This is a genomic window from Rhodococcus sp. ACT016, from assembly GCF_050477185.1.
GTDB lineage: Bacteria > Actinomycetota > Actinomycetes > Mycobacteriales > Mycobacteriaceae > Prescottella.
The window spans coordinates 2995552-3020783 of sequence record NZ_JBEAET010000001.1; the positions used below are offsets into that span (position 1 = coordinate 2995552).

General features: G+C 68.7%; 26 protein-coding genes. 12 read left to right on the forward strand and 14 right to left on the reverse strand.

Translation table 11 applies throughout. The features are described from left to right. The first annotated feature begins 130 nt into the window (after nucleotides 1-130). Nucleotides 131-1264, forward strand: coding sequence for a Rieske 2Fe-2S domain-containing protein (locus tag ACQ5DX_RS13755; protein WP_430333149.1), 1134 nt, complete (start codon nucleotides 131-133; stop codon nucleotides 1262-1264). A 70-nt stretch (nucleotides 1265-1334) separates the two neighbouring features. Here the strand turns inward: ACQ5DX_RS13755 and era are convergent, their stop codons facing one another. The 5 genes from era to ACQ5DX_RS13780 form a co-directional block, all read right to left on the reverse strand. Then, on the reverse strand, nucleotides 1335-2258 hold the full coding sequence (gene era / locus ACQ5DX_RS13760; protein WP_430333150.1) for a GTPase Era: 924 nt from the start codon (nucleotides 2256-2258) through the stop codon (nucleotides 1335-1337). Between the two features lie 19 nt (nucleotides 2259-2277). Beyond that, a complete protein-coding gene (locus ACQ5DX_RS13765; protein WP_430333151.1) occupies nucleotides 2278-3603 on the reverse strand; it encodes a hemolysin family protein in 1326 nt (441 codons plus the stop codon). A 24-nt stretch (nucleotides 3604-3627) separates the two neighbouring features. Continuing rightward, nucleotides 3628-4170 carry an rRNA maturation RNase YbeY gene (ybeY, locus tag ACQ5DX_RS13770; RefSeq protein WP_430333152.1) on the reverse strand — a complete coding sequence of 181 codons (543 nt, stop codon included), beginning with the start codon at nucleotides 4168-4170 and terminating at the stop codon, nucleotides 3628-3630. 85 nt (nucleotides 4171-4255) lie between these two features. Continuing rightward, nucleotides 4256-5347, reverse strand: coding sequence for a PhoH family protein (locus ACQ5DX_RS13775; RefSeq protein WP_430333153.1), 1092 nt, complete (start codon nucleotides 5345-5347; stop codon nucleotides 4256-4258). Between the two features lie 96 nt (nucleotides 5348-5443). Further along, nucleotides 5444-6100, reverse strand: coding sequence for a TetR/AcrR family transcriptional regulator (locus ACQ5DX_RS13780; RefSeq protein ID WP_430333154.1), 657 nt, complete (start codon nucleotides 6098-6100; stop codon nucleotides 5444-5446). A 135-nt stretch (nucleotides 6101-6235) separates the two neighbouring features. Here ACQ5DX_RS13780 and ACQ5DX_RS13785 point away from each other — a divergent pair, with 135 nt between their 5' ends. Beyond that, nucleotides 6236-7843, forward strand: a complete 1608-nt coding sequence (locus tag ACQ5DX_RS13785; RefSeq protein ID WP_430333155.1) for an MFS transporter — start codon at nucleotides 6236-6238, stop codon at nucleotides 7841-7843. Here ACQ5DX_RS13785 and ACQ5DX_RS13790 read toward each other — a convergent pair. The 4 genes from ACQ5DX_RS13790 to hrcA form a co-directional block, all read right to left on the reverse strand. After that, on the reverse strand, nucleotides 7834-8589 hold the full coding sequence (locus tag ACQ5DX_RS13790; protein WP_430333156.1) for an alpha/beta hydrolase family protein: 756 nt from the start codon (nucleotides 8587-8589) through the stop codon (nucleotides 7834-7836). The two genes, ACQ5DX_RS13785 and ACQ5DX_RS13790, sit on opposite strands and share 10 nt — an antisense overlap. 16 nt (nucleotides 8590-8605) lie before the next feature. Continuing rightward, nucleotides 8606-9367, reverse strand: a complete 762-nt coding sequence (locus ACQ5DX_RS13795) for a 16S rRNA (uracil(1498)-N(3))-methyltransferase (RefSeq protein WP_430333157.1) — start codon at nucleotides 9365-9367, stop codon at nucleotides 8606-8608. 18 nt (nucleotides 9368-9385) lie between these two features. After that, the gene (gene dnaJ / locus ACQ5DX_RS13800) at nucleotides 9386-10534 is read right to left on the reverse strand and encodes a molecular chaperone DnaJ (RefSeq protein WP_430333158.1); all 1149 of its coding nucleotides are present in this window, start codon (nucleotides 10532-10534) and stop codon (nucleotides 9386-9388) included. Between the two features lie 90 nt (nucleotides 10535-10624). Further along, a complete protein-coding gene (gene hrcA / locus ACQ5DX_RS13805) occupies nucleotides 10625-11668 on the reverse strand; it encodes a heat-inducible transcriptional repressor HrcA (protein WP_430333159.1) in 1044 nt (347 codons plus the stop codon). Nucleotides 11669-11897: 229 nt separating this feature from the next. Here hrcA and ACQ5DX_RS13810 point away from each other — a divergent pair, with 229 nt between their 5' ends. Next, a complete protein-coding gene (locus ACQ5DX_RS13810) occupies nucleotides 11898-12209 on the forward strand; it encodes a type II toxin-antitoxin system VapB family antitoxin (RefSeq protein ID WP_430333160.1) in 312 nt (103 codons plus the stop codon). 2 nt (nucleotides 12210-12211) lie between these two features. Here ACQ5DX_RS13810 and hemW read toward each other — a convergent pair whose 3' ends face one another. Continuing rightward, nucleotides 12212-13450: a radical SAM family heme chaperone HemW gene (hemW, locus tag ACQ5DX_RS13815; protein WP_430333161.1), complete on the reverse strand. Its 1239-nt coding sequence runs from the start codon at nucleotides 13448-13450 to the stop codon at nucleotides 12212-12214. Nucleotides 13451-13579: 129 nt separating this feature from the next. On the opposite strand from hemW, the gene ACQ5DX_RS13820 reads away from it, so the two are divergent. The 6 genes from ACQ5DX_RS13820 (at nucleotide 13580) to ACQ5DX_RS13845 (ending at nucleotide 19242) form a co-directional block, all read left to right on the forward strand. Continuing rightward, on the forward strand, nucleotides 13580-13669 hold the full coding sequence (locus tag ACQ5DX_RS13820; protein ID WP_425334508.1) for an Ms4527A family Cys-rich leader peptide: 90 nt from the start codon (nucleotides 13580-13582) through the stop codon (nucleotides 13667-13669). 169 nt (nucleotides 13670-13838) lie between these two features. Further along, nucleotides 13839-15542 (forward strand): nitrite/sulfite reductase, encoded by a 1704-nt coding sequence (locus ACQ5DX_RS13825; RefSeq protein WP_430333162.1) that lies wholly within the window; start codon nucleotides 13839-13841, stop codon nucleotides 15540-15542. Beyond that, nucleotides 15539-16252 (forward strand): phosphoadenylyl-sulfate reductase, encoded by a 714-nt coding sequence (locus ACQ5DX_RS13830; protein ID WP_430333163.1) that lies wholly within the window; start codon nucleotides 15539-15541, stop codon nucleotides 16250-16252. Before ACQ5DX_RS13825 ends, ACQ5DX_RS13830 begins: the two co-directional genes overlap by 4 nt. Next, on the forward strand, nucleotides 16249-17184 hold the full coding sequence (cysD, locus tag ACQ5DX_RS13835) for a sulfate adenylyltransferase subunit CysD (RefSeq protein WP_430333164.1): 936 nt from the start codon (nucleotides 16249-16251) through the stop codon (nucleotides 17182-17184). The genes ACQ5DX_RS13830 and cysD overlap by 4 nt, the downstream gene beginning before the upstream one ends. A 2-nt stretch (nucleotides 17185-17186) precedes the next feature. Beyond that, nucleotides 17187-18482, forward strand: coding sequence for a sulfate adenylyltransferase subunit 1 (locus ACQ5DX_RS13840; RefSeq protein WP_430333165.1), 1296 nt, complete (start codon nucleotides 17187-17189; stop codon nucleotides 18480-18482). Continuing rightward, complete coding sequence (locus tag ACQ5DX_RS13845; RefSeq protein ID WP_430333166.1) at nucleotides 18469-19242, forward strand: sirohydrochlorin chelatase; 774 nt, start codon at nucleotides 18469-18471, stop codon at nucleotides 19240-19242. The genes ACQ5DX_RS13840 and ACQ5DX_RS13845 overlap by 14 nt, the downstream gene beginning before the upstream one ends. On the opposite strand, the gene ACQ5DX_RS13850 is transcribed toward ACQ5DX_RS13845, so the two are convergent. Continuing rightward, on the reverse strand, nucleotides 19239-20219 hold the full coding sequence (locus tag ACQ5DX_RS13850; RefSeq protein ID WP_430333167.1) for an alpha/beta fold hydrolase: 981 nt from the start codon (nucleotides 20217-20219) through the stop codon (nucleotides 19239-19241). The two genes, ACQ5DX_RS13845 and ACQ5DX_RS13850, sit on opposite strands and share 4 nt — an antisense overlap. Before the next feature lie 63 nt (nucleotides 20220-20282). Here ACQ5DX_RS13850 and ACQ5DX_RS13855 point away from each other — a divergent pair, with 63 nt between their 5' ends. Further along, a complete protein-coding gene (locus ACQ5DX_RS13855) occupies nucleotides 20283-21230 on the forward strand; it encodes a helix-turn-helix transcriptional regulator (RefSeq protein WP_430333168.1) in 948 nt (315 codons plus the stop codon). Here ACQ5DX_RS13855 and ACQ5DX_RS13860 read toward each other — a convergent pair. Continuing rightward, the gene (locus ACQ5DX_RS13860) at nucleotides 21221-21421 is read right to left on the reverse strand and encodes a hypothetical protein (RefSeq protein ID WP_430333169.1); all 201 of its coding nucleotides are present in this window, start codon (nucleotides 21419-21421) and stop codon (nucleotides 21221-21223) included. The two genes, ACQ5DX_RS13855 and ACQ5DX_RS13860, sit on opposite strands and share 10 nt — an antisense overlap. A 114-nt stretch (nucleotides 21422-21535) precedes the next feature. Here ACQ5DX_RS13860 and ACQ5DX_RS13865 point away from each other — a divergent pair, with 114 nt between their 5' ends. Continuing rightward, nucleotides 21536-22051 (forward strand): flavin reductase family protein, encoded by a 516-nt coding sequence (locus ACQ5DX_RS13865; protein WP_430333170.1) that lies wholly within the window; start codon nucleotides 21536-21538, stop codon nucleotides 22049-22051. A gap of 87 nt (nucleotides 22052-22138) precedes the next feature. After that, the gene (locus tag ACQ5DX_RS13870; protein WP_430333171.1) at nucleotides 22139-23419 is read left to right on the forward strand and encodes a serine hydrolase domain-containing protein; all 1281 of its coding nucleotides are present in this window, start codon (nucleotides 22139-22141) and stop codon (nucleotides 23417-23419) included. Between the two features lie 68 nt (nucleotides 23420-23487). On the opposite strand, the gene ACQ5DX_RS13875 is transcribed toward ACQ5DX_RS13870, so the two are convergent. Further along, the gene (locus tag ACQ5DX_RS13875; RefSeq protein ID WP_430333172.1) at nucleotides 23488-24435 is read right to left on the reverse strand and encodes a sulfate/molybdate ABC transporter ATP-binding protein; all 948 of its coding nucleotides are present in this window, start codon (nucleotides 24433-24435) and stop codon (nucleotides 23488-23490) included. Next, on the reverse strand, nucleotides 24432-25223 hold the full coding sequence (gene cysW, locus ACQ5DX_RS13880; protein WP_430335656.1) for a sulfate ABC transporter permease subunit CysW: 792 nt from the start codon (nucleotides 25221-25223) through the stop codon (nucleotides 24432-24434). The genes ACQ5DX_RS13875 and cysW overlap by 4 nt, the downstream gene beginning before the upstream one ends. Nucleotides 25224-25232 lie beyond the last annotated feature (9 nt).

Genomic DNA, 25232 nt, shown 5'->3' on the forward strand with positions numbered 1-25232 from the left:
AGTGTTCAGCTGAGCGGAAACCGTCTTCCACTCGCCGACTTCCCGCGAGCTGGGAGATGTTGTAGCGCACGCTATTTCGGTCAAGCAGAGTGATTCCGTCATCGATACCTTTGGTTCCACATCGAGGAGGATGGGCACAATGAGTTACGCAGAAGGCGATGTCCGAACAATCGAGGCCGAGGGCAATCCGGCCCGATTTGCGCGAGGATGGCACTGCCTGGGGTTGGCCGACCGATTCAAAGACGGGAAACCGCATCAAATCAAGGTGTTCGGGAGTGAACTGGTCGTTTTCGCCGACACCAAGGGTGAACTGAATGTCCTCGACGCATACTGCCGACACATGGGTGGCAACCTGGCCCACGGGACCGTCAAAGGCGACTCGATCGCGTGCCCCTTCCACGACTGGAGGTGGGGCGGAAACGGCAAGTGCACCGACATCCCCTACGCGCGCCGTGTGCCCCCGCTGGCACGCACGCGCTCGTGGTCGACGCTCGAGCGCAACGGCCAGCTGTTCGTCTGGCACGATCCGCAGGGGAACCCGCCGCCGGCCCACGTGACGATTCCGGATATCGAGGGCCACGGTTCACCCGAGTGGACACCGTGGCAGTGGAACTCCGTACTGGTCGAGGGATCGCACTGTCGCGAACTCGTCGACAACGTGGTGGACATGGCGCACTTCTTCTACGTGCATTTCAACACCCCGCGCTCGTTCAAGAACGTCTTCGAAGGGCACATCGCATCACAATCGATGAGCTTCACCCCCCGAAAAGACAAGCGCACCTTGGACTTCGGCGACGACAGTGTCACACAGTCCGACGCCTCCTACTTCGGACCCGCGTACATGATCGACGAGTTCCACGCCGACATCGGAGCCGATGAGCCGCTCGAGGCCGTCCTGATCAACTGCCACTACCCGGTGACATCGAACTCGTTCGTCCTGCAATACGGGATCATCGTCAAGAAGATGGCGGGAATGTCCGACGAGCAAGCAGCCGCGCTGGCCAAGGGATTCGGCGACGGCACGATCGCGACGTTCGAACAGGACATCGTCATCTGGAAGAACAAGACGAAGATCGACAACCCGCTCCTCTGCGAGGAGGACGGCCCGGTCTACCAACTGCGGCGCTGGTACGAGCAGTTCTACGTCGACGTCGAGGACGTCTCCGAGGACATGATCAGGCGGTTCGAATTCGAGATCGATACGTCCCGTGCCGCGGCGATCTGGGAGAAGGAGATGGAGGACAACCTGGCGGCCGAGCGCTGACGAGGTGATCAGACGGGAACGGCACCGCACTCCTCATCGGGAACGCGGTGCCGTTCTGCGTATCGAACTCCTAGAAGCCCAAGCGGCCCAACTGCTTCGGGTCGCGCTGCCAGTCCTTGGCGACCTTGACGTGCAGATCCAGGAAGATCTTGACGCCGAGCAGCTTCTCGATCTGCTTGCGCGCGACGGTGCCCACCTCGCGCAGCCGGGCCCCACCCTTGCCGATCACGATGCCCTTCTGGCTGGGGCGTTCGACGTACAGGAGAGCGTGGACGTCGAGCATCTCGCCCTGCTTCTCGGTACGGCCCTCGCGCTCGCGGATCTCCTCGATGACCACGGCCAGCGAGTGCGGCAGTTCGTCGCCCAGCCCCTCGAGCGCGGCCTCGCGGATCAGCTCGGCCATCAGAGTTTCCTCGGGCTCGTCGGTGAGCTCGCCGTCCGGGTAGAACGCCGGGCCGGGCTCCATCAGGCCGGCCAGGACCTTGACCAGCAGCTCCACCTGCTCGCCGGAGACCGCGGACACCGGGATCACCTCGGCCTCGGGGCCGAGGAGCTTGGAGACCGCCATGAGCTGGCTGACCAGTGCGTCCTTGCTCACCTTGTCGATCTTGGTGACGAGCCCGACGAGCTTGGTCTTGGGCGCCATCTGACGCACCTGGTCGAGGATCCACCGGTCGCCGGGGCCGATCTTCTCGTCCGCGGGGATGCACAGGCAGATGACGTCGACCTCGGAGTACGTGTCACGCACAAGGTCGTTGAGGCGCTGACCGAGCAGCGTGCGGGGCCGGTGCAGACCGGGGGTGTCGACCAGGATCAGCTGGGCGAAATCGCGGTGCACGATGCCGCGGATCGTGTGCCGGGTGGTCTGCGGTCGCGACGACGTGATCGCGATCTTCTCGCCCACCAGCGCGTTCGTCAGCGTGGACTTGCCCGTGTTGGGTCGTCCGACGAAACAGACGAAGCCGGAACGGAATTCGTTGTCGGTCCCTGTCATTTCTAGCTCACGCTCGCTGTCACTCGTAGTTCACGCTTCCGTCTTCGTTCGTGTCGCCGGCGCCCGCCGACTCCGCGCCGAGCACCCGCTCGACGTACACCGTGCTGATCCGCACGCGACCGCGCACGTCGGCGCCGCCCTCGCCGCGCAGCCGCAGCCCCGCGGTGACGACCTCCGACCCCGGGAGCGGCACGCGTCCGAGTTCGTAGCCGAGCAATCCGCCGACCGTCTCGACCTCGTCGTTGTCGATCCCGACGTCGAACAACTCCCCCAGGTCCTCGACCGGCAGACGCGCCGAGACCCGGTAGGTGCCGTCGCCGAGGTCCTCGACCGGCGGGGTCTCGTCGGTGTCGTACTCGTCGGCGATCTCCCCCACGATCTCCTCGATCACGTCCTCGATGGTGACCAGCCCGGCAATTCCGCCGTACTCGTCGACGAGGACGGCCATGTGGTTGCGGTCGCGCTGCATCTCCGACAGCAGGCTGTCGAGCGGCTTCGAGTCTGGTACGAATACCGCCGGGCGCATCACCTGCGACACGTTGACGCTGCGACCGCCGTCGGACGAGTAGTAGGTCTGCTGCACCAGGTCCTTGAGGTAGACCACGCCGAGCACGTCGTCGACGTTCTCGCCGATCACCGGGATGCGCGAGTGCCCGCTGCGCACCGCGAGCGACGTGGCCTGGCCGGCGGTCTTGTCGGACTCGATCCACACCATCTCCGGGCGCGGGACCATCACCTCGCGGGCGGACGTGTCGCCGAGTTCGAACACCGACTGGATCATGCGACGTTCCTCGTCGGCCACCACGCCGCGCTCCTGCGCCAGATCCACCAGTTCGCGCAGCTCGATCTCGGAGGCGAACGGCCCGGCACGGAAACCGCGGCCCGGGGTGAGCGCGTTGCCGACCAGGATCAGCAGGCGGCTGACCGGGCTGAGCAAGGCGCCGAGCGCGACCAGCGGCACCGCGCTCGCGAGCGCGATCGGGTACGCATGCTGGCGGCCGAGGGTGCGGGGACCGACGCCGATCGCGACGTAGTCGACCAGCACCATCACCACGATCGTGACGACGACACCCCACACCGGGCCGATCAGCTCGATCAGCGCGCCGGCGAGCAGGACGGCCGCCGCGATCTCGCACAGGATCCGAAGCAGGACCATGAGATTGACGTAGCGGGGACGGTCGGAGACGATCCGCACCAGACGCGCCGCGCCGGGGCGTTCGTCCTTGGCCAGCTCCTCGACCCGGGCCGGCGAGAGCGTGTTGAGTGCCGAATCCAGGGCCGCGAACAGGCCGCCCAGCGGCACCAGGACGACGGCGAGAACTATGAGGACGACGGCGTCGCTCACCGGCCGATCACCGTCCGCCGGGTATCACTGCTCGGCACCGTCGACGAACCCGGTCTTGCCGAGCAGCCGCTGGTCGCGTGCCGCGAGCTCGGCCTCGCGCTCCGCGCGCCGCAGGTCCTCGAACCAGTCCGCCAGCAGCTGGTTCTGCAGGCCGAACATCTCCTTCTCCTCCTCCGGCTCGGCATGGTCGTAGCCGAGGAGATGAAGGACACCGTGGACGGTCAGCAGCGCCAGCTCGTGGTCGAGCGAATGGCCGGCCTTCTGCGCCTGATCGGCGGCGAACGACGGGCACAGCACGATGTCGCCGAGCATCGACGGTCCGGGCTCCGGCGCGTCGGGACGTCCGCCCGGCTCGAGCTCGTCCATCGGGAACGACATGACGTCGGTGGGTCCGGGCAGGTCCATCCACCGCATGTGCAGATCAGCCATGGTCGCCGAGTCCACCAGCACCATCGACAGTTCCGCCGCGGGGTGCACGTCCATTCGGGCGATCACGAACCGGGCGACGCTGATCAGGTCCTCGTCGGAGACTTCCATCCCCGATTCGTTGGAGATCTCGATGCTCATGTACGTCGCTCTTTCGTCGGTCGCGCGCTGGTTCGTGGCCAGGCAAAGGAAGCTGTCGTGCGGAAGTTGTGGGGCGGGAACAACCCTACCGCCGGTGCGAACGCGACTGGACCGCTCGCCGCTGTGCGCGGTTTCCGAGCGGCAATTCGTCGGCGCGTGACGACTCGAACCGGTCGTACGCGTCGACGATGTCTGAGACCAGACGGTGCCGCACGACGTCGCTGCTGTCGAGGATCGCGAAGTGGATCCCGTCGATGTCGTCGAGGATCTCGGTGGCGGCACGCAGACCCGAGCGCGCTCCGCCGGGCAGGTCGACCTGGGTGATGTCACCGGTGACGACGATCTTGGAACCGAAGCCCAGGCGGGTCAGGAACATCTTCATCTGCTCGGCCGTGGTGTTCTGCGCCTCGTCAAGGATGATGAATGCGTCGTTGAGCGTGCGGCCGCGCATGTAGGCGAGCGGGGCCACCTCGATCACGCCGGCCTGCATGAGCTTCGGGATCGCCTCCGGATCCATCATGTCGTGCAGCGCGTCGTGCAACGGACGCAGGTACGGGTCGATCTTCTCGTGGAGCGTGCCGGGCAGGAAGCCGAGCCGCTCGCCCGCCTCGACCGCCGGGCGGGTGAGGATGATCCGCGTCACCTGCTTGCTCTGCAGCGCCTGCACGGCCTTGGCCATCGCCAGGTACGTCTTGCCGGTGCCGGCCGGGCCGACACCGAACACGATCGTGTTCTCGTCGATGGCGTCGACGTACCGCTTCTGGTTGAGCGTCTTGGGCCGGATCGTCTTGCCGCGCCGGGACAGGATGTCGAGGCTGAGCACGTCGGCCGGGGACTCCGACAGCCCCTGGGTGAGCATGCCCACGGTCCGCCGGACCGCGTCCGGACTGATCGGCTGATTGCGGCGCACCAGCGCGGCGAGCTGCTCGAAGACACGCTCGGCCAGCGCGACGTCCGCGGGAGTACCCGTCAGCGTGACGGCGTTCCCGCGCACATGGATGTCGGCGTCGAGGACCCGTTCGAGAGCGGTCAGATTTTCGTCCGAGGACCCGAGCAGGGGCGGCACCACCTCGGGAGGGAGTTCCATGCTCGAGCGTACGGTGCGCTCGGCCGGTTGCGCGGGATCCTGCGGGGCGCCGCTGTAGCGCGGCGAGCCGTTCTCGACTTGTTCACTCACGTGAGGGCTATGGCCTACTTCCAGGTCCGACGTATCCGCGACGGGTTGCCGCGTGTGCCCAAAGTCTAGCGCCCGACGGCGACACGGCCCACCGAGTTACCCCGCCGGCGCCTTGTCCGGTTCGCCGGAATCGGCCAGCCAGCGCGCGGCCCGCTCCACCACGTCCGCCGCCCGCTCGGGCGGGAGTCCGAGCAGAACCAGACCGGCCGTGGCGAACGTCTCGCCGCGGTCGACGATCGTTCCCCGGTTCGCATGCTCGAGCAGCGTCAAGGTCATGCCCTCGTACATCGCCACGAGCAGGTCGGCGGGTAGGTAGTCGGAGAAGACACCCTCGCGTTGCCCACGCTCGACGTTGTCGACGCTCGTGGCCCGCAGCGGCTCGAGCAGATCGTGGATCCGCTCCTCTCCCAGTTCACGCCGAGCGAACGAGAGCAGGATCCGGAACCGGTCGCCGATCGGCCACGTGCGCAGCGCCAGGACGGCCACCCCGAGGTCGGGTTCGTCGGGCGCCGGCGGCCCGGAGGCCAGGGACTCCGCGATCGCGGTCGACGCCTCCGCGACGAGCCCCTCGATCAGGGCATCGCGGTTCGGGAAGTGCGAGTAGACGGTCCGCCGCACCACACCGGCAGCCCGCGCCACGTCGTCCATGCTCGCGTCCGGATCGGCGGCGAACGCCGCGATTGCCGCCTCGAGAATGCGGGCACGGTTCGCGCGTGCGTGAGCGCGGAGTCGAGGAGCGGGCACGGGAGTCACCGCTACATCCTGCCCCGAGCACGGTTTGTGATCTGCGTCATGCACTACTTGCACACTGGTGTGCAGAAAACTAACTTGCACATCGATGTGAAATACCGATGTGATCCGACCGAGACGTGCGAGGGGCGGGCAACGATGACCGTGACGCTGTCGCAACTACCGGGCGTTGCCAGCACGCCCGTCGACCAGATGGACCGGCCCTACTCGCGCCGGTGGGCGGCCCTCGGTGTGCTGTGCCTGAGCCTGCTGATCGTCGTCATGGCGAACACCGCGCTCATCGTGGCCGCCCCCGACATGACTCGCGATCTGCATCTGACCAGTTCGGACCTGCAGTGGGTCATCGATGGCTACACCGTGCCGTATGCGGCGCTGATGCTGCTGTTCGGCGTTCTCGGCGACAAGTACAGCCGCCGCGGCGCGCTGTTCACCGGCCTGCTCGTCTTCGGTGGCGGCGCCGTGTTCGGCAGCTTCGCCGACAGCACGACCTCGGTGATCGTGGCTCGCATGATCATGGGCGTCGGCGCTGCGATCATCATGCCCGCGACATTGTCGCTGCTGGTCGCCACCTTCCCCGCCGCCGAACGGGCCCGCGCGATCGCCGCGTGGGCGGCCACCTCGGGCCTTGCGATCGCCCTCGGTCCGCTGCTTGCCGGGTGGCTGCTCGAGGGCCACTCGTGGCAATCGACGTTCCTCATCAATGTGCCGATCGCGGCGTTCGCGATCGTGGCCGCACTCGTGCTCGTGCCGCCGTCGAAAGCACACGGGCTCGGTCGTATCGACTGGCTCGGCGGGCTGCTGTCGGTCGTCACGATCGGGTGCCTCGTCTTCGCGATCATCGACGGGTTCCACTTCGGTTGGGGCGCGAGCGCACTGACGGCCGCGGCCGTATCAGTAATCGGTCTGGTCCTGTTCGTAGCGTGGGAACTGCGTCATCCGCAGCCGCTGCTGAATGTGCGCAAGCTCGGTGAGCGCACCGTGGGCGGTGCATCGCTGGCGGTGATGCTCATGTTCCTCGCGGCGTTCGGCTCGATGTTCTTCATCGCCCAGCAGTTCCAGTTCGTGCTGGGGTTCGGCCCCCTCGACACCGGCGTCCGCCTGCTGCCTCTCGCTGTCGCGGTGTCGGTCGGCGCGGCAGCCAGCGCCCGTCTCGCGCCACGCATCGGCACGCGCGCGATCGTGGCCGGCGGCATGCTCGTGGCAGCGACGGGCATCCTGCTGCTCGTCCGCGTCGACGGCGCCTCGACCTACCTCGACTTCGTGCCCACGCTCCTGCTCGTCGGAGTCGGCATCGGCCTGGCGGTCTCTCCCGCCACCGACGTGATCATGGGCAGCTTCCCGGAGAAAGATCTGGGTGCTGCCGGCGGGCTCAACGACACCGCTATCGAACTCGGCGGCTCGCTCGGGATCGCCATCCTCGGGTCGGTCCTCGCGTCCGCCTACAAGGACGGCATCACCGGGTTCCTCGCGGCGATCCCGATCCCGAAGCTGACCGGCCCACAGGCCGACCTGGTGGCGCAGGGGCTGCAGGCGTCGGGCGAGTCCGTCGGCGGCGCCGCGATCGTCGCCGAGGAGTTGGCGAAGAACCCCTTCGGCGCATCCCAGGCCCGACCCCTGATGGACGCGGCCACCGTCGCGTTCGCCGACGCGATCGAGCGCGCCAGCCTGGTAGGTGGCCTGGCCCTCGCGATCGGCGCGGTGGTGGTGGCGGTCGTGCTACCCGCCCGCCGACCCGGTCAGGACTGACCGGCGACCAGCACCTCGCGGGAGAGTTTCCAACTGCGCGTGTTCGGGTCCAGGAAGGCGAAGTGGTCCTCGCCCTCGATCAGGTTCAGCTCCACCGGATCCCCGGCGGCCCGGGCCGCGTCGCAGTACCGGGACGCGACCTTCGCGGGCACCTGCGCGTCCTCGGTGCCGTGCAGGCACACCACCGGCACGCCGATCGGCACCCGATGCTGTGGCGACGCCGAGCGGTACAGGTCCGGATCGCTTTCGAACGGGACACCGAACAGGTCCTCGATGTAGCTGATCCGGCGCCCTCGCTCGGCGGCCGACGCCATGTCCAGCGCACCGGCCTGCGAGACCACCAGCTCGGGACGGACCGTCGTATCCCGTTGTCCGGCAAGCCACACCGCGAGCTGGCCGCCCGCCGAGTGCCCGACCACGCGCACCCGGTCCAGGTCGAGCGGCACCGGCGACGCGTCGGCGACCGGCCCGGCGATGGCCACGAGTGCCGCGACGACGTCCGCCGACATCTCGGGCCAGCGCCCACCCGCGCCGATACGCCGATACTCGACGTTCCACACCGCGACCCCGCTGCGCGACAGTTCGACCGAGAACGACGTCCCGAGGTTGAGGTGGTACTTCCCGCTCCAGTAGCCGCCGTGAATCACCATGACGACCGGAACAGGCTCGCCCGCATGACCTTCCGGCGCGTAGAAGTGCCCGAACTGCTGGGCTTCGGGACCGTATTCGATGCGGGTTCTGGGCATCGGGATCTCTCCTGTGTCAGTCGAGGGGCGCGGCGGACCAGCGGTCGGTGAGCACACCGATCGCACCGAGCGCCACCGCGGCCGCGGTCGACGTCCGCAGCACCGTCGGCCCGAGCAGCACGGCGGTCGCGCCTGCGCCGGTGAGGGCGGCGACCTCGTCGTCGGACAGTCCCCCCTCCGGGCCGACCACGAGCGCCACCTCAGGGGCGTCGCGCAGCGGCAGTGACGCCAGCGGGGCCTGCGCCGACTCGTGCAGCACCGCGACGACGCCGCCGCGGCCGACGACGGCACGGACCAGGTCGAGCACCTGTGGGGTGTGGTGCAGGTCGGCGACGTCGGGCACGAACGAGCGCCGGGACTGCTTGGCCGCCGCGATCGCGGCGTTGCGCCAGCGCGTGACGCCCTTCTGGGTCTTGGCGCCCTCCCACCGGGCGACGCACCGCGCCGACTGCCACGGCACCACCGCGTCGACCCCGGCCTCGGTCGCGAGTTCGACGGCCAGTTCGGAGCGCTCGGCCTTGGGCAGCGCCTGCACCAGCGTCACGGACGGTGTCGGGGGCTGCTGGTCGCGGCGGGCCGTGACCTCGAGGTCGAGCCGGTCCTTCGCGGCCGCGGTGACCGTCGCGTCGGCGATACCGCCGCGACCGTCGGCCAGCAGCAGACGCTCACCGGGCTTGATGCGGCGCACCGTGGCGGCGTGCCGCCCTTCGGGCCCGTCGAGCACCGCAGGCTGCCCGACGTCGGGCAGCGGATCCAGATAGAAGACGGTCGCGGCCATCAGTGCGCCCGGCGCCCGTCAGCGGCCGCTGAACGCGTCGCGCAGGCGGGAGAACAGGCCCCCGCTGTTCTGCGAACGCGTCGAGACGACCTCGGCGTGGTCGCGGTCGCGATGGTTCTTGAACTCCTGCAGCAGCTTGCTCTGCTTGCCGTCGAGTCGGGTGGGGATGACCACCTCGAGGTGCGCGTGCACATCGCCGCGGACGCCCGAGCGCAGCTTCGGCATGCCGTGTCCGCGGAGCAGGGACACCGAACCGGGCTGTGTGCCGGGGTCGACGGTGATCTCGGTGGGGCCGTCGATGATCGTGTCGAGGGTGACGGTGGTGCCGAGCGCGGCGTCCACCATCGGCACCCGGATCGTGCAGTGCAGATCGTCGCCGTCGCGGACGAAGACCTCGTGCGGCAGCTCCATCACCTCGACGTACAGGTCGCCGGCCGGGCCACCGCCCGGGCCGACCTCGCCCTGCGCGGCGAGCCGGATCCGCATGCCGTTGCTGACACCCGCGGGCACCTTGACGTTGATGTCGCGGCGGGCGCGCACGCGGCCGTCTCCACCGCACTTGTGGCAGGGGTCGGGGATCGTCTCGCCGGCACCACGGCACGTGGGACACGGGCGCGACGTCATGACCTGGCCGAGGAACGAACGCTGCACCGACTGGACCTCGCCGGCGCCGCCACAGGTCTCGCAGCGCATCGGCTTGGAGTCCCCGTGGGTGCCCGCGCCGGCGCAGCCGTCGCACAGGATCGCGGTGTCGACCGTGATGGTCTTGGTGACGCCGGTCGCGCACTCTTCGAGCGTGAGCTTGGTCCGCAGCAGCGAATCGGCGCCCGGCTGGACCCGACCCTTCGGGCCGCGCGAGCCGCCGCCACCGCCGCCGAAGAACGCCTCGAAGACGTCACCGAGGCCACCGAAACCGGCGCCCGCGAAGCCGCCGCCGGCGCCGCCGCCGGACTCCATCGGATCGCCACCGAGATCGACGATGCGCCGCTTCTCGGGATCGGACAGCACCTCGTACGCCGTGGAGACCTCCCGGAACCGGGCCTGCGCCGACTCGTCGGGGTTGACGTCCGGGTGCAGCTCGCGGGCGAGCTTCCGGTATGCCCGCTTGATCTCCTGATCGGTCGCCTTCGGCCCGACGCCGAGCGTGCCGTAGTAATCCCGTGCCACTTTGGGTATCTCGTCCTTCTCTACATCGTTCGCATCACACGGTGGGCGCCACCGAGACCGCCTCCGGCCCGGGGGTCGCCGGACCGCACGCTACCGCTCGGCGAGTACCTCGCCGATGTACCTGGCAACGGCAGCCACCGAGGCAATTGTTCCCGGATAGTCCATCCGGGTGGGACCGAGGACCCCGACACCGCCGAACACGGTACCCGCGGCGCCGTAGCCGGTGGAGATCACCGACGTCCCGCGCATCTCCTCGACCTGAGTCTCCTCACCGATCCGCACCGTCACCCGGCCGGCATCCTGCGTGGCCGCGAGCAGCTTGAGGACCACCACCTGCTCCTCCAGCGCCTCGAGAACCGAGCGCAGCGAGCCAGGCAGTCCGGCCTGCGCGGCGAAGTCGGCGGCGTTGCGGGTGAGGTTCGCGGTGCCGCCGAGGACCAGCCGATCCTCGGGATGCTCGACGAGCGTCTCGACCAGCACCGTCGCCGAGCGGACGACCGCGTCGCGGATGCTCTCCGGCGCGTCCTCGGCCAGTTCGGAGACCGCGATCGACGCCGCCGCGAGCCGTTTGCCCTCGAGCGCGCCACCTAGCAGAGACCGCAACCGGGACAGATCCTCGTCGTCGATCACGTCACCGAGCTCGACGATGCGCTGATCGACGCGCCCGGAGTCCGTGATCAGCACGAGCAGCAGGCGGGCCGGTGTGAGCGCGACCACCTCGAGATGACGCACCGACGACGCCGACAGCGTCGGGTACTGCACGATCGCGACCTGCCGCGTCAGCTGGGCCAGCAACCGAACGCCGCGCCGCAGGACGTCGTCCAGGTCGACACCCGACTCGAGGAATTCGAGGATCGCGCGGCGCTCGGCCGCGGAGAGCGGCTTGACGTCGGAGATCCGGTCCACGAACTGCCGGTACCCCTTGTCCGTGGGCACGCGCCCGGAACTGGTGTGGGGCTGAGTGATGTAGCCCTCCGCCTCGAGGACGGCCATGTCGTTGCGGATCGTGGCGCTGGAGACGCCGAGATTATGGCGTTCGACCAGCGCCTTCGACCCGATCGGCTCCTGCGTGGCGACGTAGTCGGCGACGATCGCGCGGAGAACCTCGAACCGTCGTTCGTCCGTAGTCGACACCGCTGTACACCTCCACTTCGCCACGAGACCAGGATGCTGTCTCCCCCGGGAACGCACGCCCCGTGTGCAGCGCCCACCTCGATACCCAGTCTAATGGCCGGTGCGATCACGAACGGCGCAGGCCGCGCCGGGCATTCGGTACGAGCCCGACAACCCGGTCAGGCCTTAGGGTTGTCGCCGGGTCGGCGTGCGGGCCCGGCCAGCGACGAGGAACCAGGCGGAACACAGAATGATCTTCAAGGGTGTCCGGGACGGCAAGCCGTACCCGGACCACGGGTTGTCTTTGCGGGACTGGTCGCAGATCCCGCCGCGTCAGGTGCGTCTGGACGAGATCGTGACCACCACAAAGGTCCTCGAGCTCGACCGCCTGCTCTCCGAGGATTCCACCTTCTACGGCGACCTGTTCCCACACGCGGTGTTGTGGCAGGGCGTGATCTACCTCGAGGACGGCGTGCACCACGCCGTCCGATCCGCGCTGCGCAACCGCGTCGTGCTGCACGCGCGGGTCTACGACTACGACTCGGGTGCCGCAGCCGACTGACCTCAGTCGAGGATGTCCCGGACGACGGCGTCGGCGAGCAGCCGCCCACGATCGGTCAGCACGAGGTGGTCGGCCTCGATCACCGCGAGACCGTCCTCGACGACGCGCTCGGCGGCGGCGCGTTCGCTGTCGTGCAGATCCGACAGCGGCAGCCCCGTACGCAGGCGCACCGTCAGCATGACCCGTTCGACGTGGACGTCCTCGGCGGTGAGCGTTTCGGACCCGCCGACCGGGAGTTCACCGGCGGTCAACCGGTCCGCGTACCGCGCCGGGTGCTTGACGTTCCACCACCGCACCCCGCCGACATGGCTGTGCGCGCCCGGTCCGGCACCCCACCAGTCGCCACCGTCCCAGTAGCCGAGGTTGTGACGGCAGCGCGCATCCCCCGTCGCTCCGCTCGCCCCGCGCCCGTCGCCGTTCGCGGCCCAGTTCGACACCTCGTACCAGGTCAGCCCGGCGTCGGCGAGGCGCGCGTCGATGCGCTCGTAGCGGGAGGCGAGGACGTCGTCGTCCGGTGCCGGCAGTTCGCCGCGCCGCACCTTGCGGGCCAGCGCGGTGCCGTCCTCGACGATCAGCGCGTAGGCGGACACGTGGTCGACGCCCGCGTTCAGCACGGCGTCGAGCGACTTGTCGAGATCGGCGTCGGTCTCGCCGGGCGTGCCGTAGATCAGGTCCAGGTTGACGTGGTCGAAACCGGCGGCGCGGGCCTCGCGGGCGGCGGCCACGGCGCGACCGGGCGTGTGGGTTCGATCGAGAACCTTCAGGACGTGTTCGGCGGCGGACTGCATGCCGAGCGAGATCCGGGTGAATCCCGCCTCGCGCAGCGCCGCGAAGAACTCCGGCGACGTGGACTCCGGGTTGGACTCCGTGGTCACCTCGGCGTCGTCGGCGAGCCCGAAACTCTGCCGCACCGCACCGAGCACCTCCGCGAGTCCGTCCCCGCCCAGCAGCGACGGCGTGCCGCCCCCGACGAACACGGTGTCGACCGACGGCGCGCCCGTCATCTCGGCAGCGGTAGCCAGCTCCCGCTTCAGCGCCTCGAGCCAGGACTGCGGTGAGGCGGACGTTCCCAACTCGCCCGCCGTGTAGGTGTTGAAGTCGCAGTAGCCGCACCGCGTCGCGCAGAACGGGACGTGGACGTAGACGCCGAACGGCCGCGACCCCACTCCCGCCAGCGCCCGGTCGGGAAGTTCGAAGGGGGTCGGGACGACGGCAGGGGTCGAGACGGCGGATCCACTCACACGTCCAGTGTCCCAGTCATCCCGTTTCGCGCCACGATCCCCCGTCCGATCAGGATATTTCCCGAGATTTTCGGGGAAATATCTCCCCAGTGGTCGGCATACGGGAAATCCCGTGGCAGAATGGCTCCCATGACTGATCTCGGGGTGCGACTGGTGGCGCGACGCCACGTCGACCTCAAGCGTGTCTGCAGCTGTTGTTGTCTGCCTTGCGGCGTGTAGAGCAGCACGGCGTTCTCCAGCCCTGAGGGCTGTCGGCGCTCGCCTGCGTTCGTCTCCCCCCTTTCAGCCCGCTAATCCCGGCCGGCCGAAGACGACCCCGCGAGGAACAGCCCTCCTCTCCCTGTCTTCGCCCGGTGCACCGTGAGATTCACGAAATTCAGGAGCACCCATGACGTCGACCACCGACGCCGAATCGGTCGCGAAGGCTCGCACCGCCCGCCCCAAGAAGCGGGTGTCCGAAGGCCAGTGGGCCCTCGGCTACCGCGAGCCGCTCAACGCGAACGAGCAGATCAAGAAGGACGACAACCCGCTCAACGTCCGGGCCCGCATCGAGAACATCTACTCGAAGCAGGGTTTCGACAGCATCGACAAGGCCGACCTGCGCGGGCGGATGCGGTGGTGGGGCCTCTACACGCAGCGTGAAGAGGGCTACGACGGCACCTTCACCGGCGACGAGAACATCGACCTGCTCGAGGCGAAGTACTTCATGATGCGGGTGCGCTGCGACGCCGGCGCCCTGAACGTCGCACAGCTGCGCACCATCGGTGAACTCTCCACCGAGTTCGCCCGGGACACCGCCGACCTGTCCGACCGCGAGAACGTCCAGTACCACTGGATCGAGATCGAGAACGTCCCCGAGATCTGGAAGCGCCTCGAAGCGGTCGGCCTGAAGACCACCGAGGCGTGCGGCGACTGCCCCCGTGTCGTGCTGGGCTCCCCGCTGGCCGGCGAGTCGCTCGACGAGATCCTGGACCCGACGCCGGCGATCGACGAGATCGTCCGCCGCTACATCGGCGATCCGGAGTACTCGAACCTGCCGCGCAAGTTCAAGACGGCGATCTCCGGCCAGCAGGACGTGGTCCACGAGATCAACGACGTCGCGTTCGTCGGCGTGAACCATCCCGAGCACGGCCCGGGTCTGGACCTGTGGGTCGGCGGCGGTCTGTCGACCAATCCGATGCTGGCGCAGCGCGTCGGCGTGTGGGTGCCGCTCGACGAGGTCCCGGACGTGTGGGAGGCCGTGGTCGCCATCTTCCGCGACTACGGTTACCGCCGCCTGCGCGCGAAGGCGCGCCTGAAGTTCCTGATCAAGGACTGGGGCATCGAGAAGTTCCGGGAAGTCCTCGAAACCGAGTACCTCAAGCGCAAGCTCATCGACGGCCCCGCCCCGGAGCAGCCGCAGCGGCCGATCGACCACATCGGTGTCCAGCGGCTGCGCAACGGCCTCAACGCGATCGGGTTCTCCCCCATCGCCGGCCGAGTGTCGGGCACCATCCTGACCAAGGTCGCCGACGCGGTGGCGCGGATCGGTTCCGACCGGGTCCGGTTCACGCCGTACCAGAAGCTGATCGTGCTCGACGTGGCCGACGACAAGGTCGAGGAGCTCATCGCCGAGCTCGAGCCGCTCGGCCTGCAGGCACGGCCGTCGCACTGGCGCCGGAATCTGCTGGCGTGCAGTGGTATCGAGTTCTGCAAGCTGTCGTTCGTCGAGACCCGCAAGCGCTCACAGGTGCTCGCACCCGAGCTCGAGGAGCGCCTCGCGGACATCAACGCGCAGCTCGACGTGCCGATCACGATCAACATCAACGGCTGCCCCAACTCGTGCGGCCGGTCCCAGATCGCAGACATCGGGTTCAAGGGCCAGTTGGTCGACGACGGTGAGGGCAACCAGGTCGAGGGCTTCCAGGTGCACCTGGGCGGCAGCCTCGGCCTCGACAGCGGCTTCGGCCGAAAGCTTCGGCAGCACAAGGTGACCAGTGCCGAGCTCGGCGACTACATCGACCGGGTGGTGCGGAACTTCGTGAAGCACCGCACCGAGGGTGAACGATTCGCACAGTGGGCAGTTCGAGCAGACGAGGGGGATTTGCGATGACAGTTGATCTGACGACGGCAACGACGGACGACCTGCGGGCGATCGCCGCGCAGGGCGCGGCGGACCTCGAGGGCGCGTCCGCCCAGGAGTTGCTGCAGTGGACCGAGGACACCTTCGGCTCCAGCTATATCGTGGCGTCGAACATGCAGGACGGCGTTCTGGTTCACCTTGCCGCGCAGGTACATCCCGGTGTGGACGTGCTGTTCCTGGAGACGGGATACCACTTCCCCGAGACCATCGGCACCCGTGACGCGGTGGAGCAGGTGTACGGGGTCAACGTCATCAACGCGCAGGCCGAGGCTTCCGTCGCCGAGCAGGACGCGGCCGAGGGTAAGAACCTGTTTGCCCGCGAGCCCAACCGCTGCTGCGCGCTGCGCAAGGTGGCCCCGCTGAAGGCGACGCTGAAGAACTACCGGGCGTGGGTCACCGGCATCCGCCGGGTCGAGGCCCCCACCCGGGCGAACGCCCCGCTCATCTCGTTCGACGAGGCGTTCGGTCTCGTGAAGATCAATCCCATCGCCGCATGGTCCGACGACGACATGCAGGCGTACATCGACGAGCATTCGATCCTGGTGAATCCGCTCGTCGACGAGGGATATCCGTCCATCGGGTGCGCTCCATGCACCGTCAAACCACTCCCCGGCGCCGATCCGCGTAGCGGTCGGTGGGCCGGATCGGCCAAGACAGAATGCGGGTTGCACGCGTCATGACAATCGACATCACCGAGCCGCGACTTCAGCTCGACGGCACCAAGTTCGACACCCTCGATGCGCTCGAGTCCGAGGCCATCCACGTCTTCCGTGAGGTGGCCGGCGAGTTCGAGCGGCCCGTGATCCTGTTCTCGGGCGGCAAGGACTCGACGGTGCTGCTGCACCTGGCGATCAAGGCATTCTGGCCCGCGCCGCTGCCGTTCGCTCTGCTGCACGTCGACACCGGCCACAACCTGCAGGAGGTGCTCGACTTCCGCGACCACGTCGTCGCGAAGTACGACCTGCGCCTGCACGTCGCCAAGGTCGAGGACTACCTCGCCGACGGTCGACTGACCGAGCGTCCCGACGGCATCCGCAACCCGCTGCAGACCGTTCCGCTGCTGGACGCGATCACCGAGAACCGCTTCGACGCGGTGTTCGGCGGCGGCCGCCGCGACGAGGAGCGCTCGCGCGCCAAGGAGCGGATCTTCTCGCTGCGCAACGCCTTCGGACAGTGGGACCCCAAGCGCCAGCGCCCCGAGCTGTGGAACCTGTACAACGGCCGGCACGCGCCGGGCGAGCACGTGCGTGTGTTCCCGCTGAGCAACTTCACCGAGCTCGACATCTGGCGCTACATCGCCCGCGACAACGTCGAACTCGCCAGCATCTACTACGCGCACCAGCGTCCGGTCTACCGGCGCGACGGCATGTGGATGACGCCGGGCGTGTGGGGCGGCCCGGCCGACGGCGAGGAGCTCGAGGTCCGGTCAGTGCGCTACCGCACCGTCGGCGACGGCTCCACCACGGGCGCGATCCTGTCCGACGCCGCCGACAACGAGGCCATCCTGGACGAGGTCGCCGCGTCCCGGCTGACCGAGCGCGGCGCCACCCGCGGCGACGACCGAGTTTCCGAAGCGGCCATGGAAGACCGCAAGCGAGAGGGCTACTTCTGATCATGAGCGACCTGTTGCGCCTGGCTACGGCCGGCAGCGTCGACGACGGCAAGTCCACGCTCGTGGGCCGGCTGCTGTACGACACCAAATCCGTTCTGGCCGACCAGATCGACGCGGTCACCCGCGCGTCGGTCGACAAGGGCCTGTCCACCCCCGACCTGTCGCTGCTCGTCGACGGCCTGCGCGCCGAACGCGAGCAGGGCATCACGATCGACGTCGCGTACCGCTACTTCGCGACCCCGCGCCGCTCGTTCGTGCTCGCCGACACCCCGGGTCACGTGCAGTACACCCGCAACACCGTCTCGGGCGCCTCCACCGCGCAGCTGGTGATCCTGCTGGTCGACGCGCGCAAGGGCGTCATCTCGCAGACCCGCAAGCACGCCGCGGTCCTCGCGCTGCTCGGTGTGCCGCGACTGGTGCTGGCGGTCAACAAGATCGACCTCGTCGAGGATCCGGCCCAGGTGTTCGCCGACATCTCGGCCGAGTTCCGGTCGCTGACCGGCTCGTTGGGCTGGGACGACGCCGACGTGCACGCCATCCCGGTGTCGGCGCTGCACGGCGACAACGTCGCGGTGGCGTCGGAGAACACGCCGTACTACGACGGCCCGACGCTGATCGAGCACCTCGAGTCGGTGCCGGTGGACGAGGACAAGGACAGCCAAGGATCGATTGGCCTGCGCTTCCCGGTGCAGTACGTGATCCGCCCGCGCACCGCGGAGTTCCCCGACTACCGCGGCTACGCCGGTCAGGTCGCGGCCGGATCGGTCGTCCCCGGTGACGAGGTGGTGATCCTGCCGTCCGGTACCCGGACCACGGTCGACCGCATCGACACCGCCGACGGCGAACTCGATGTCGCCCACGCGGGCCGCAGTGTCACGCTGGTGCTCGCCGACGACGTCGACGTCTCGCGCGGCGACACCATCGCCGCGCCGACGAACGCCCCCGAGCCGATCGCCGAGTTCGACGCCACGGTGTGCTGGCTGGCCGAGAAGCCGCTGCGCCCGGGCGCGCGCCTACTGCTCAAGCACGGCACCCGCACCACGCAGGCCATCGTCGGCGCGCTCGTCGAGCGCCTCGACGAGCAGGAACTGACGTCCGAGCAGAGCCCGGAGACCCTCGAGCTCAACGAGATCGGCAAGATCTCGGTGCGGGTCGCCGAGCCGATCGTGGCCGACGACTACACCGTCAACCGCCACACCGGCAGCTTCCTGCTGATCGACCCCGCCGGCGGCAACACGCTCGCGGCCGGTCTCGTCGGCGACGCCATCGCGGCCGTCGAACTCGGTGAGCGGGTCTGACGCCGTGACACCGCCGCTGATCGCCGTCGCGCACGGCAGCCGTGATCCCCGATCCGCTCGGGTGGTCACGGCTGCCGTGGCGGCGATCCGCGCCCGCCGACCGGACCTCGACGTGCGGCTGTGCTTCCTCGACCTGACTGCACCGTCCGTGGATCAGGTCGTCGACGCTGTTGCTGCGGAAGGTCATTCCACTGCGGTCGTGGTACCGCTGCTGCTCGGCAGTGCCTTCCATGCCCGAGTGGATCTGCCCGGCATCCTCACCGCCGCCCGCGCGCGGCACCCTCAGCTGACGCTCGTCCAGTCGGACGTCCTGGGCCACGACCGCCGCCTCGTCTCCGCGGTCCGGGAGCGGATCGCGGAGACCGGTGTTGCCGGCGACGACGCGCGGAGCGGCGTCGTCCTCGCCGCGGTCGGGTCGTCCGATCCCCGCGCGAACGAGCGCACCCGCACGCTGGGCGCCGTGCTCGCCGAGGGCACACGTTGGGCGGGAACGACCGTCTGCTTCGCAACTTCCGCCGAACCGACCGTCGCACAGGCGGTTTCATTGCTGCGCACGCGAGGGGTCGAGCGCATCGTGATCGCACCGTGGTTCCTGGCGCCGGGACGCCTCACCGACCGCCTCTGCGCGGCGGCGCTGGACGCCGATCCCGACGTCGTCTTCGCCGAGACGATCGGCGCGCACCACCATGTCGCCGCGGTCGCGCTCGACCGGTACGACACCTCCGCAGTTGCAGCGGCACGGACTCGGCTCTCGGCCTAGACGGCGCGTGGCGCCTTCGCCGAAGCGCGCGCATCCTGTCGTTCCAGCCACTTCAGGATCGCCCGGTTCGTCTCTTCGGGCTTCTCCTGCTGGATCCAGTGTCCGCTGTCGAGGTGGATCTCGTCGACGTCGGGGACGAACGCCGCGAGGTTGTCGGCCCGGGTCACGGCGTCGCGGTCGCCGTAGATCATGAGAGCGGGCTGGTGGACGATCGGGTCGACGTCGGCGAGCAGGTGCCAGTCGCGGTCCATGTTCCGGTACCAGTTGATGCCGCCGGTGAACCCGGACTTCTCGAAGGCGCAGACGTAGACGTCCAGGTCGCTCTCGCTCATCAGGGGCTCGCCGAGGGGAGTCTCGGCTCGCGCGAGGTCGATCATCACCATCCCCGGTCGGGGCTCCTGGGGAGGCTCGTTCTTGCGGTACAGGTTGCGGAGGAACTGTGCCGGGTTCTCGTCGAACACGGCGTCGGCGACACCTGGCTTCCGGTTGAAGTGGACGAAGTAGTAGTCGCTGCCGAGCACCGCCTCCATCGATTCGATCCAGGGCACCTCTCCGCGCACGGGATACGGCAGGCTCAGGCAGATCACCTTGTTCACGCGTTGCGGATGCAGCAGGGCGAGGCTCCACACGACCATCGCGCCCCAGTCGTGGCCGATGAAGGTCGCGTCCTCGTAGCCGTAGTGGTCGAGGAGAGCGACGAGATCGCCCGCCAGGTGTGCGATGTCGTAGGCGGTGACATCGGTCGGGCGCGAGGAGTTGCCGTAGCCGCGCTGGTTGGGGGCGATGACGTGATAGCCGGCAGCGACGAGGGCGGGCACCTGATGACGCCACGTGAAGGCGAGATCCGGCCAGCCGTGGCAGAGCACGATGGGCCTTCCGGTGTTCTGCCTGCCTGCTTCGTAGACCTCCAGTTCCACGCCGTCGACGGCGATCAGGGTGGGCTCGGGGAAGTCGGTGCGGTTCATTGCTGGATTCATGTCACCAACGTAGGAACCTATACCGGTCACCACATGACCGGTTTTTCTGCGAATGTTGTCAGCATGCGAACTGACCGTCTGGTGGCGATCCTGCTCATGCTGCAGCGGCGCGAGCAGGTCACGGCCGCAGAAGTCGCGAAGGAACTCGAGGTCTCCGAACGCACCGCACGCCGCGATCTCGACGCCCTCGCCATGAGCGGCATCCCGGTGTACTCGCTTCAGGGTCGAGGCGGCGGCTGGCGGCTCCTCGGCGGCGGCCGCACCGATCTGTCCGGCCTGACAGAGAGCGAGGCCCGCGCCCTGTTCCTCGTCGCCGGGCCCGCCTCGGCGGCGACCCCGCCCGTGAAGTCCGCTCTGCGCAAACTCGTTCGCGCCCTGCCGGAACCGTTCCGCGCCCACGCCGAGGCCGCGGCATCCTCGCGGGTCCTGGACCCGCAACAATGGGGCGCGACTCGTATCGATCAGCAACCCCCTCACTTCCTCGACGACCTGCAAGACGCCGTGATCCGCGGCGTCCAGGTGCGGCTCGGGTACGTCGACAGCCAAGGCGCCGAGACCGAGAGGACCGTCCACCCGCTGGGCGTCGTCGCCAAGGGCCCGTCCTGGTACCTCGTCGCCCAGGCCGAGTCGGGCCGGCGAACCTTCCGGATCGACCGCGTCTCATCCGCCGGCCCGACCGGCGACCCCGTCCACCGCCCGGCGGACTTCGACCTCGCCGAGAGCTGGCGCCAGATCGCAGACGAAGTCGACCGCAGGCGATCGCCTGTCGAGATCCGCGCGACCTGCGCGCCCGACGGAATCGACCTGCTCCGAATCGCGGTCGGCGCCGACCTCGACATAGGCGGCACCACCGACGACGGCCGCATCACCGTCGTGATCCGCGGACCGAGCGAATACGGGCTCGCCGGCCACCTCGCCGGACTCGTCGAATGGCTCGACGTCACCAGCCCTCAGGGCGTGCGGGACCACCTCGCTGCGATCGGCACCGCGCTCGCCGAGCGCTACCGCTGATCGACGCGGCGGAACGCCAAGCCCTGCTCGCCGAGTGCGTCCGTGAGCACCCGGATCGCCTTGGGCCCCACACCGTGCAGAGCGAGCAACTCCTTCGTGGAGTGCTGCGCGACGGCGTCGAGCGTCGTGATGCCGGCCTCCTGCAGTGCCCGGGTCGCAGGCTTGCCGATGGCGGTCGGAAGCGTCGTCATGCCGGCGATCGTATGACCTGCGCGCCATGACGTCGAGCACATTCCCTTTACCTCGAGTTAGCTCGAGGTTCTAGCGTCAGGGCTGTACAGAATCCACCGGCAAAGGAATCCGCGTTGACGACTGCAGCAGCGACGACACGGCTCGGCGACCAGTTCCGCCGCGCGTTCCGGGGTCACCCCGCGGGCGTCGCGATCATCACCGCGCACGGGGCCACCGGCCCGGTCGGGATCACGTCGTCTTCGGTCGCGTCGATCTCCGCCGACCCCGCGGTGCTCGGTTTCTCGCTGCAGGCACTGCGGGGTTCGGCCGCCGAGATCGCCACGGCTTCGAGCGTCCTCGTGCATCTGCTCACCGCCGACAACGTCGCGCTGGCCCGCCGGTTCGCGGCGGCCGGCAGCACCCGGTTCGGCGTCGACACGGCCTGGTCGACACTGGGATCCGGCGAGCCACTCCTGCACGGCACCGGCACAGTGCTGCGCTGTGCCCCGCTCACGCGTACCGAGGTCGGACCGGCACTGGTCGTGACAGCCGCCGTGGACGAGATCCACGACGCCGACTCCCTCGCGGCACCGCTGGTGTACCAGAACGGCACGTACCACTGCGTGAGCGCCTGGACCGCACTCCCCTGATCCAACGTTCGTTCGGGCGCGGGTCCGCCACGACCGCTGCGGGAGAAATCTGAAGAAAAGCCTTACCTCGGATTTACTCTCGTGATCATGCAACCGACTCTCCGCCGCCCGTACCGAGGGTCCGGCGTCGCCGCTCTGGCGACCGCGACATGCCTGGTGCTCGCCGCGACCCTCGCACCCACTGCCTCCGCCGTGATTCCCGTCCCGAACGCGGGATCGTCGACCGGTAACGGGTGGGAGACGCGCACCGTGGCCCGAGCCGCATCGAAGGTCGTCGGACAGAGTGCACCCGGCATGTCGATCGCGATCGTCAAGCGCAACCCGAACAAGCCCGACGAGGCGATCACCACCACGTACTACTTCGGGATGGCGGACAAGGAGCGACACCGCCCGGTCGGCCCGCAGACGCAGTTCGAGATCGCCTCGGAGACCAAGACGTTCACCGCCGCTCTCCTCGCCAAGCGGATCACCGAGGGGCACTCCGACCTCGACGACCTCGCGCAGGACTACGAGCAGGACGTCACGTTCCCGACGATGGACGACAACGCCATCACGCTCGGAGACCTCGTCACGCACCGTTCGGGACTCACCGACGATCCCGGCAACCTGAACGCGGGCTGCCCGGGCGGCGGCGTCCACGGGTGCTCGGACGCGAAGGCGCTGTACAAACGCACCCTGCTGTGGGAGGGGCTGGAGGCGCCGGGCGCGCTGGCCGACGCGCCGGGATCCACCTGGCTCTACTCCGATTTCGGCTTCGGCGCCCTGGGCACCCTGATGGCGGACGCGTACGAGCCGGGACACGCCGAGCCCCGCTTCGCCGACGTCGTGCAGGGTGAGCTGACCGGGCCGCTCGGCATGACTGGAACCGTCATCGAGAGCCCCACAGCGGATCTGGCGGTGCCCTACTCGAACGGCAGCCCGACCGACCTCTGGTACAACACCGGCGCGCTCGCCGGCGGCGGTGGACTGATCAGCACGGCGTCCGACATGGCGAAGTGGGTCGCGGCCACGCTCGGCTACGGGGACGACCCGCTGGTACCGGTCCTGCAGTCGATGCTCGAGCCGATCGCGGGTGTGGCGCCGGCCAACATGCCGAACATGCAGATGGGCATGGCGTGGCAGCTCTTCCCCGCGCAGAACGGAGTCGACCGTCCCTACGCGTTCAAGAACGGGGGCGCCTCGGGAACGACCAGTGCCACCTACCTGATGCCGTCCGAGGGATGGGGCGTGACGGTGATGGCGAACGGCTCGGACTCGGTGGCCACGGACGGCGCCGCCTTCGAACTGATGCGTGAACTCGACCCCGACTACCCGGCCGCACCCGAAGGCGGCAGCGGCTCGTTGCCGTTCGGTTCGCTCGGATCCTGAACCGCTCGTACAACGACGAAAGCCCGGTTCCACATGAGGGAACCGGGCTTTCGTCGTTGCTCGGCGGGTCAGCCGGCGATGTCGCTGGGCCGCACGTACACGGTCTCGCCCTCGCGCAGCCCGAGCGCCTCGGCGTCGCTGCGCGTGATCTGCGCCGAGAGTTCCTGGGCGCCGGTCTTGGGCTGCAGCTCGACGCGCACCTCGAAGCCGAGGTGCACCACGCGGGACACGGTGGCCGCGAACGACTGTGGCAGCTGGTTGCGGTCCAGACGCAGATCGTGCGGGCGGACCAGCTGCCCGTTGAGGCGGGCGACCGGCCCGAGGAACGACATCACGAAGTCGTTGGCCGGGGTGTCGTACAGCTCCTGCGGGGTGCCGACCTGCTCGATCCGCCCCTTGTTGAGCACGGCGATCCGGTCCGCGACGTCGAGCGCCTCCTCCTGGTCGTGGGTGACCAGGACCGTCGTCACGTGGACCTCGTCGTGCAGGCGGCGCAGCCACGTCCGCAGGTCGTCACGCACCTTCGCGTCCAGCGCGCCGAACGGCTCGTCGAGCAGCAGCACCTGCGGGTCCACCGCCAGCGCTCGCGCCAACGCCATGCGCTGACGCTGGCCACCGGACAGCTGCGCCGGGTACCGGTGCTGGAAGCCGTCCAGCCCGACGATGCCGAGCAGTTCGTCGACCTTCTTGGCGATCTCCGCCTTGGGCCGCTTGCGAATCTTCAGTCCGAACGCCACGTTGTCGCGCACCGTCATGTGCTTGAACGCCGCGTAGTGCTGGAACACGAAACCGATGTCGCGCTTCTGCGGCGGCACCCCGGTCACGTCCTTGCCGGCGATGGTGATGGTGCCCGAGTCGGGATGCTCGAGCCCGGCGATCGACCGCAGCAGGGTCGACTTGCCCGAGCCGCTGGGGCCCAGCAGCGCCGTCAGCGAACCCGACGGAATGTCGAGGGTGACATCGTCGAGCGCAGCGAAATCGCCGTAGTTCTTGCGCGCACTGGTCACGGTAATCATGTCGTGCTCCTCTTGCGGTCGAGCAGAGTCATCAGCAGCAGGGTGATCAGGGCGAGCCCCATCAGCAGTGTGGCTGCCGAGTACGCCCCGAAGGAGTTGTGGTCGTCGATGTATCGCGAGTGCACGAGCAGAGTCAGCGTCTGTGACTGACCGGGGATGCCGGACGAGACCATGATGACGGCGCCGAACTCGCCGAGCGCGCGGGCGACGGTGAGCACGATGCCGTAGGTCAGGCCCCAGCGGATGGCGGGCAGGGTGATCCGAGTGAACGTCTGCCACTTGGACGCACCCAGCGTCGCGGCGGCCTGTTCCTGTTCCTCACCGATCTCGTGCAGGACCGGTTCGACTTCACGCACCACGAACGGGAGCGTGACGAAGATCGTCGCGATCACCATGCCGGGCAACCCGAAGATCACCTTGAATCCCGTCGATTCGATTCCGCCGAACCATCCGTTGGCGCCCCACAGCAGGATGAGCGACACACCGACGACGATGGGCGACACCGCGAACGGCAGGTCCACCACCGACTGCAGGAGCCCACGGCCCGGGAACCGTCCCCGCACGAGCGCCAGCGCCGTGACGATGCCGAACACGACGTTGATCGGGACGACGATGGCGACGATGAGCAGCGACATGTTCAGGGCCGAGATCGCGGCCGGGGTGCTGACCGCTTGGTAGAACGCGACGAAGCCGTGCTCGAACGTGCGGTACAGGATGACCGCGATCGGCATGAGCAGCAGCACGAACAGGTACGCCAGCACGACCGTCCGGAGACCGATCCGCGCCATGGGTGAGAT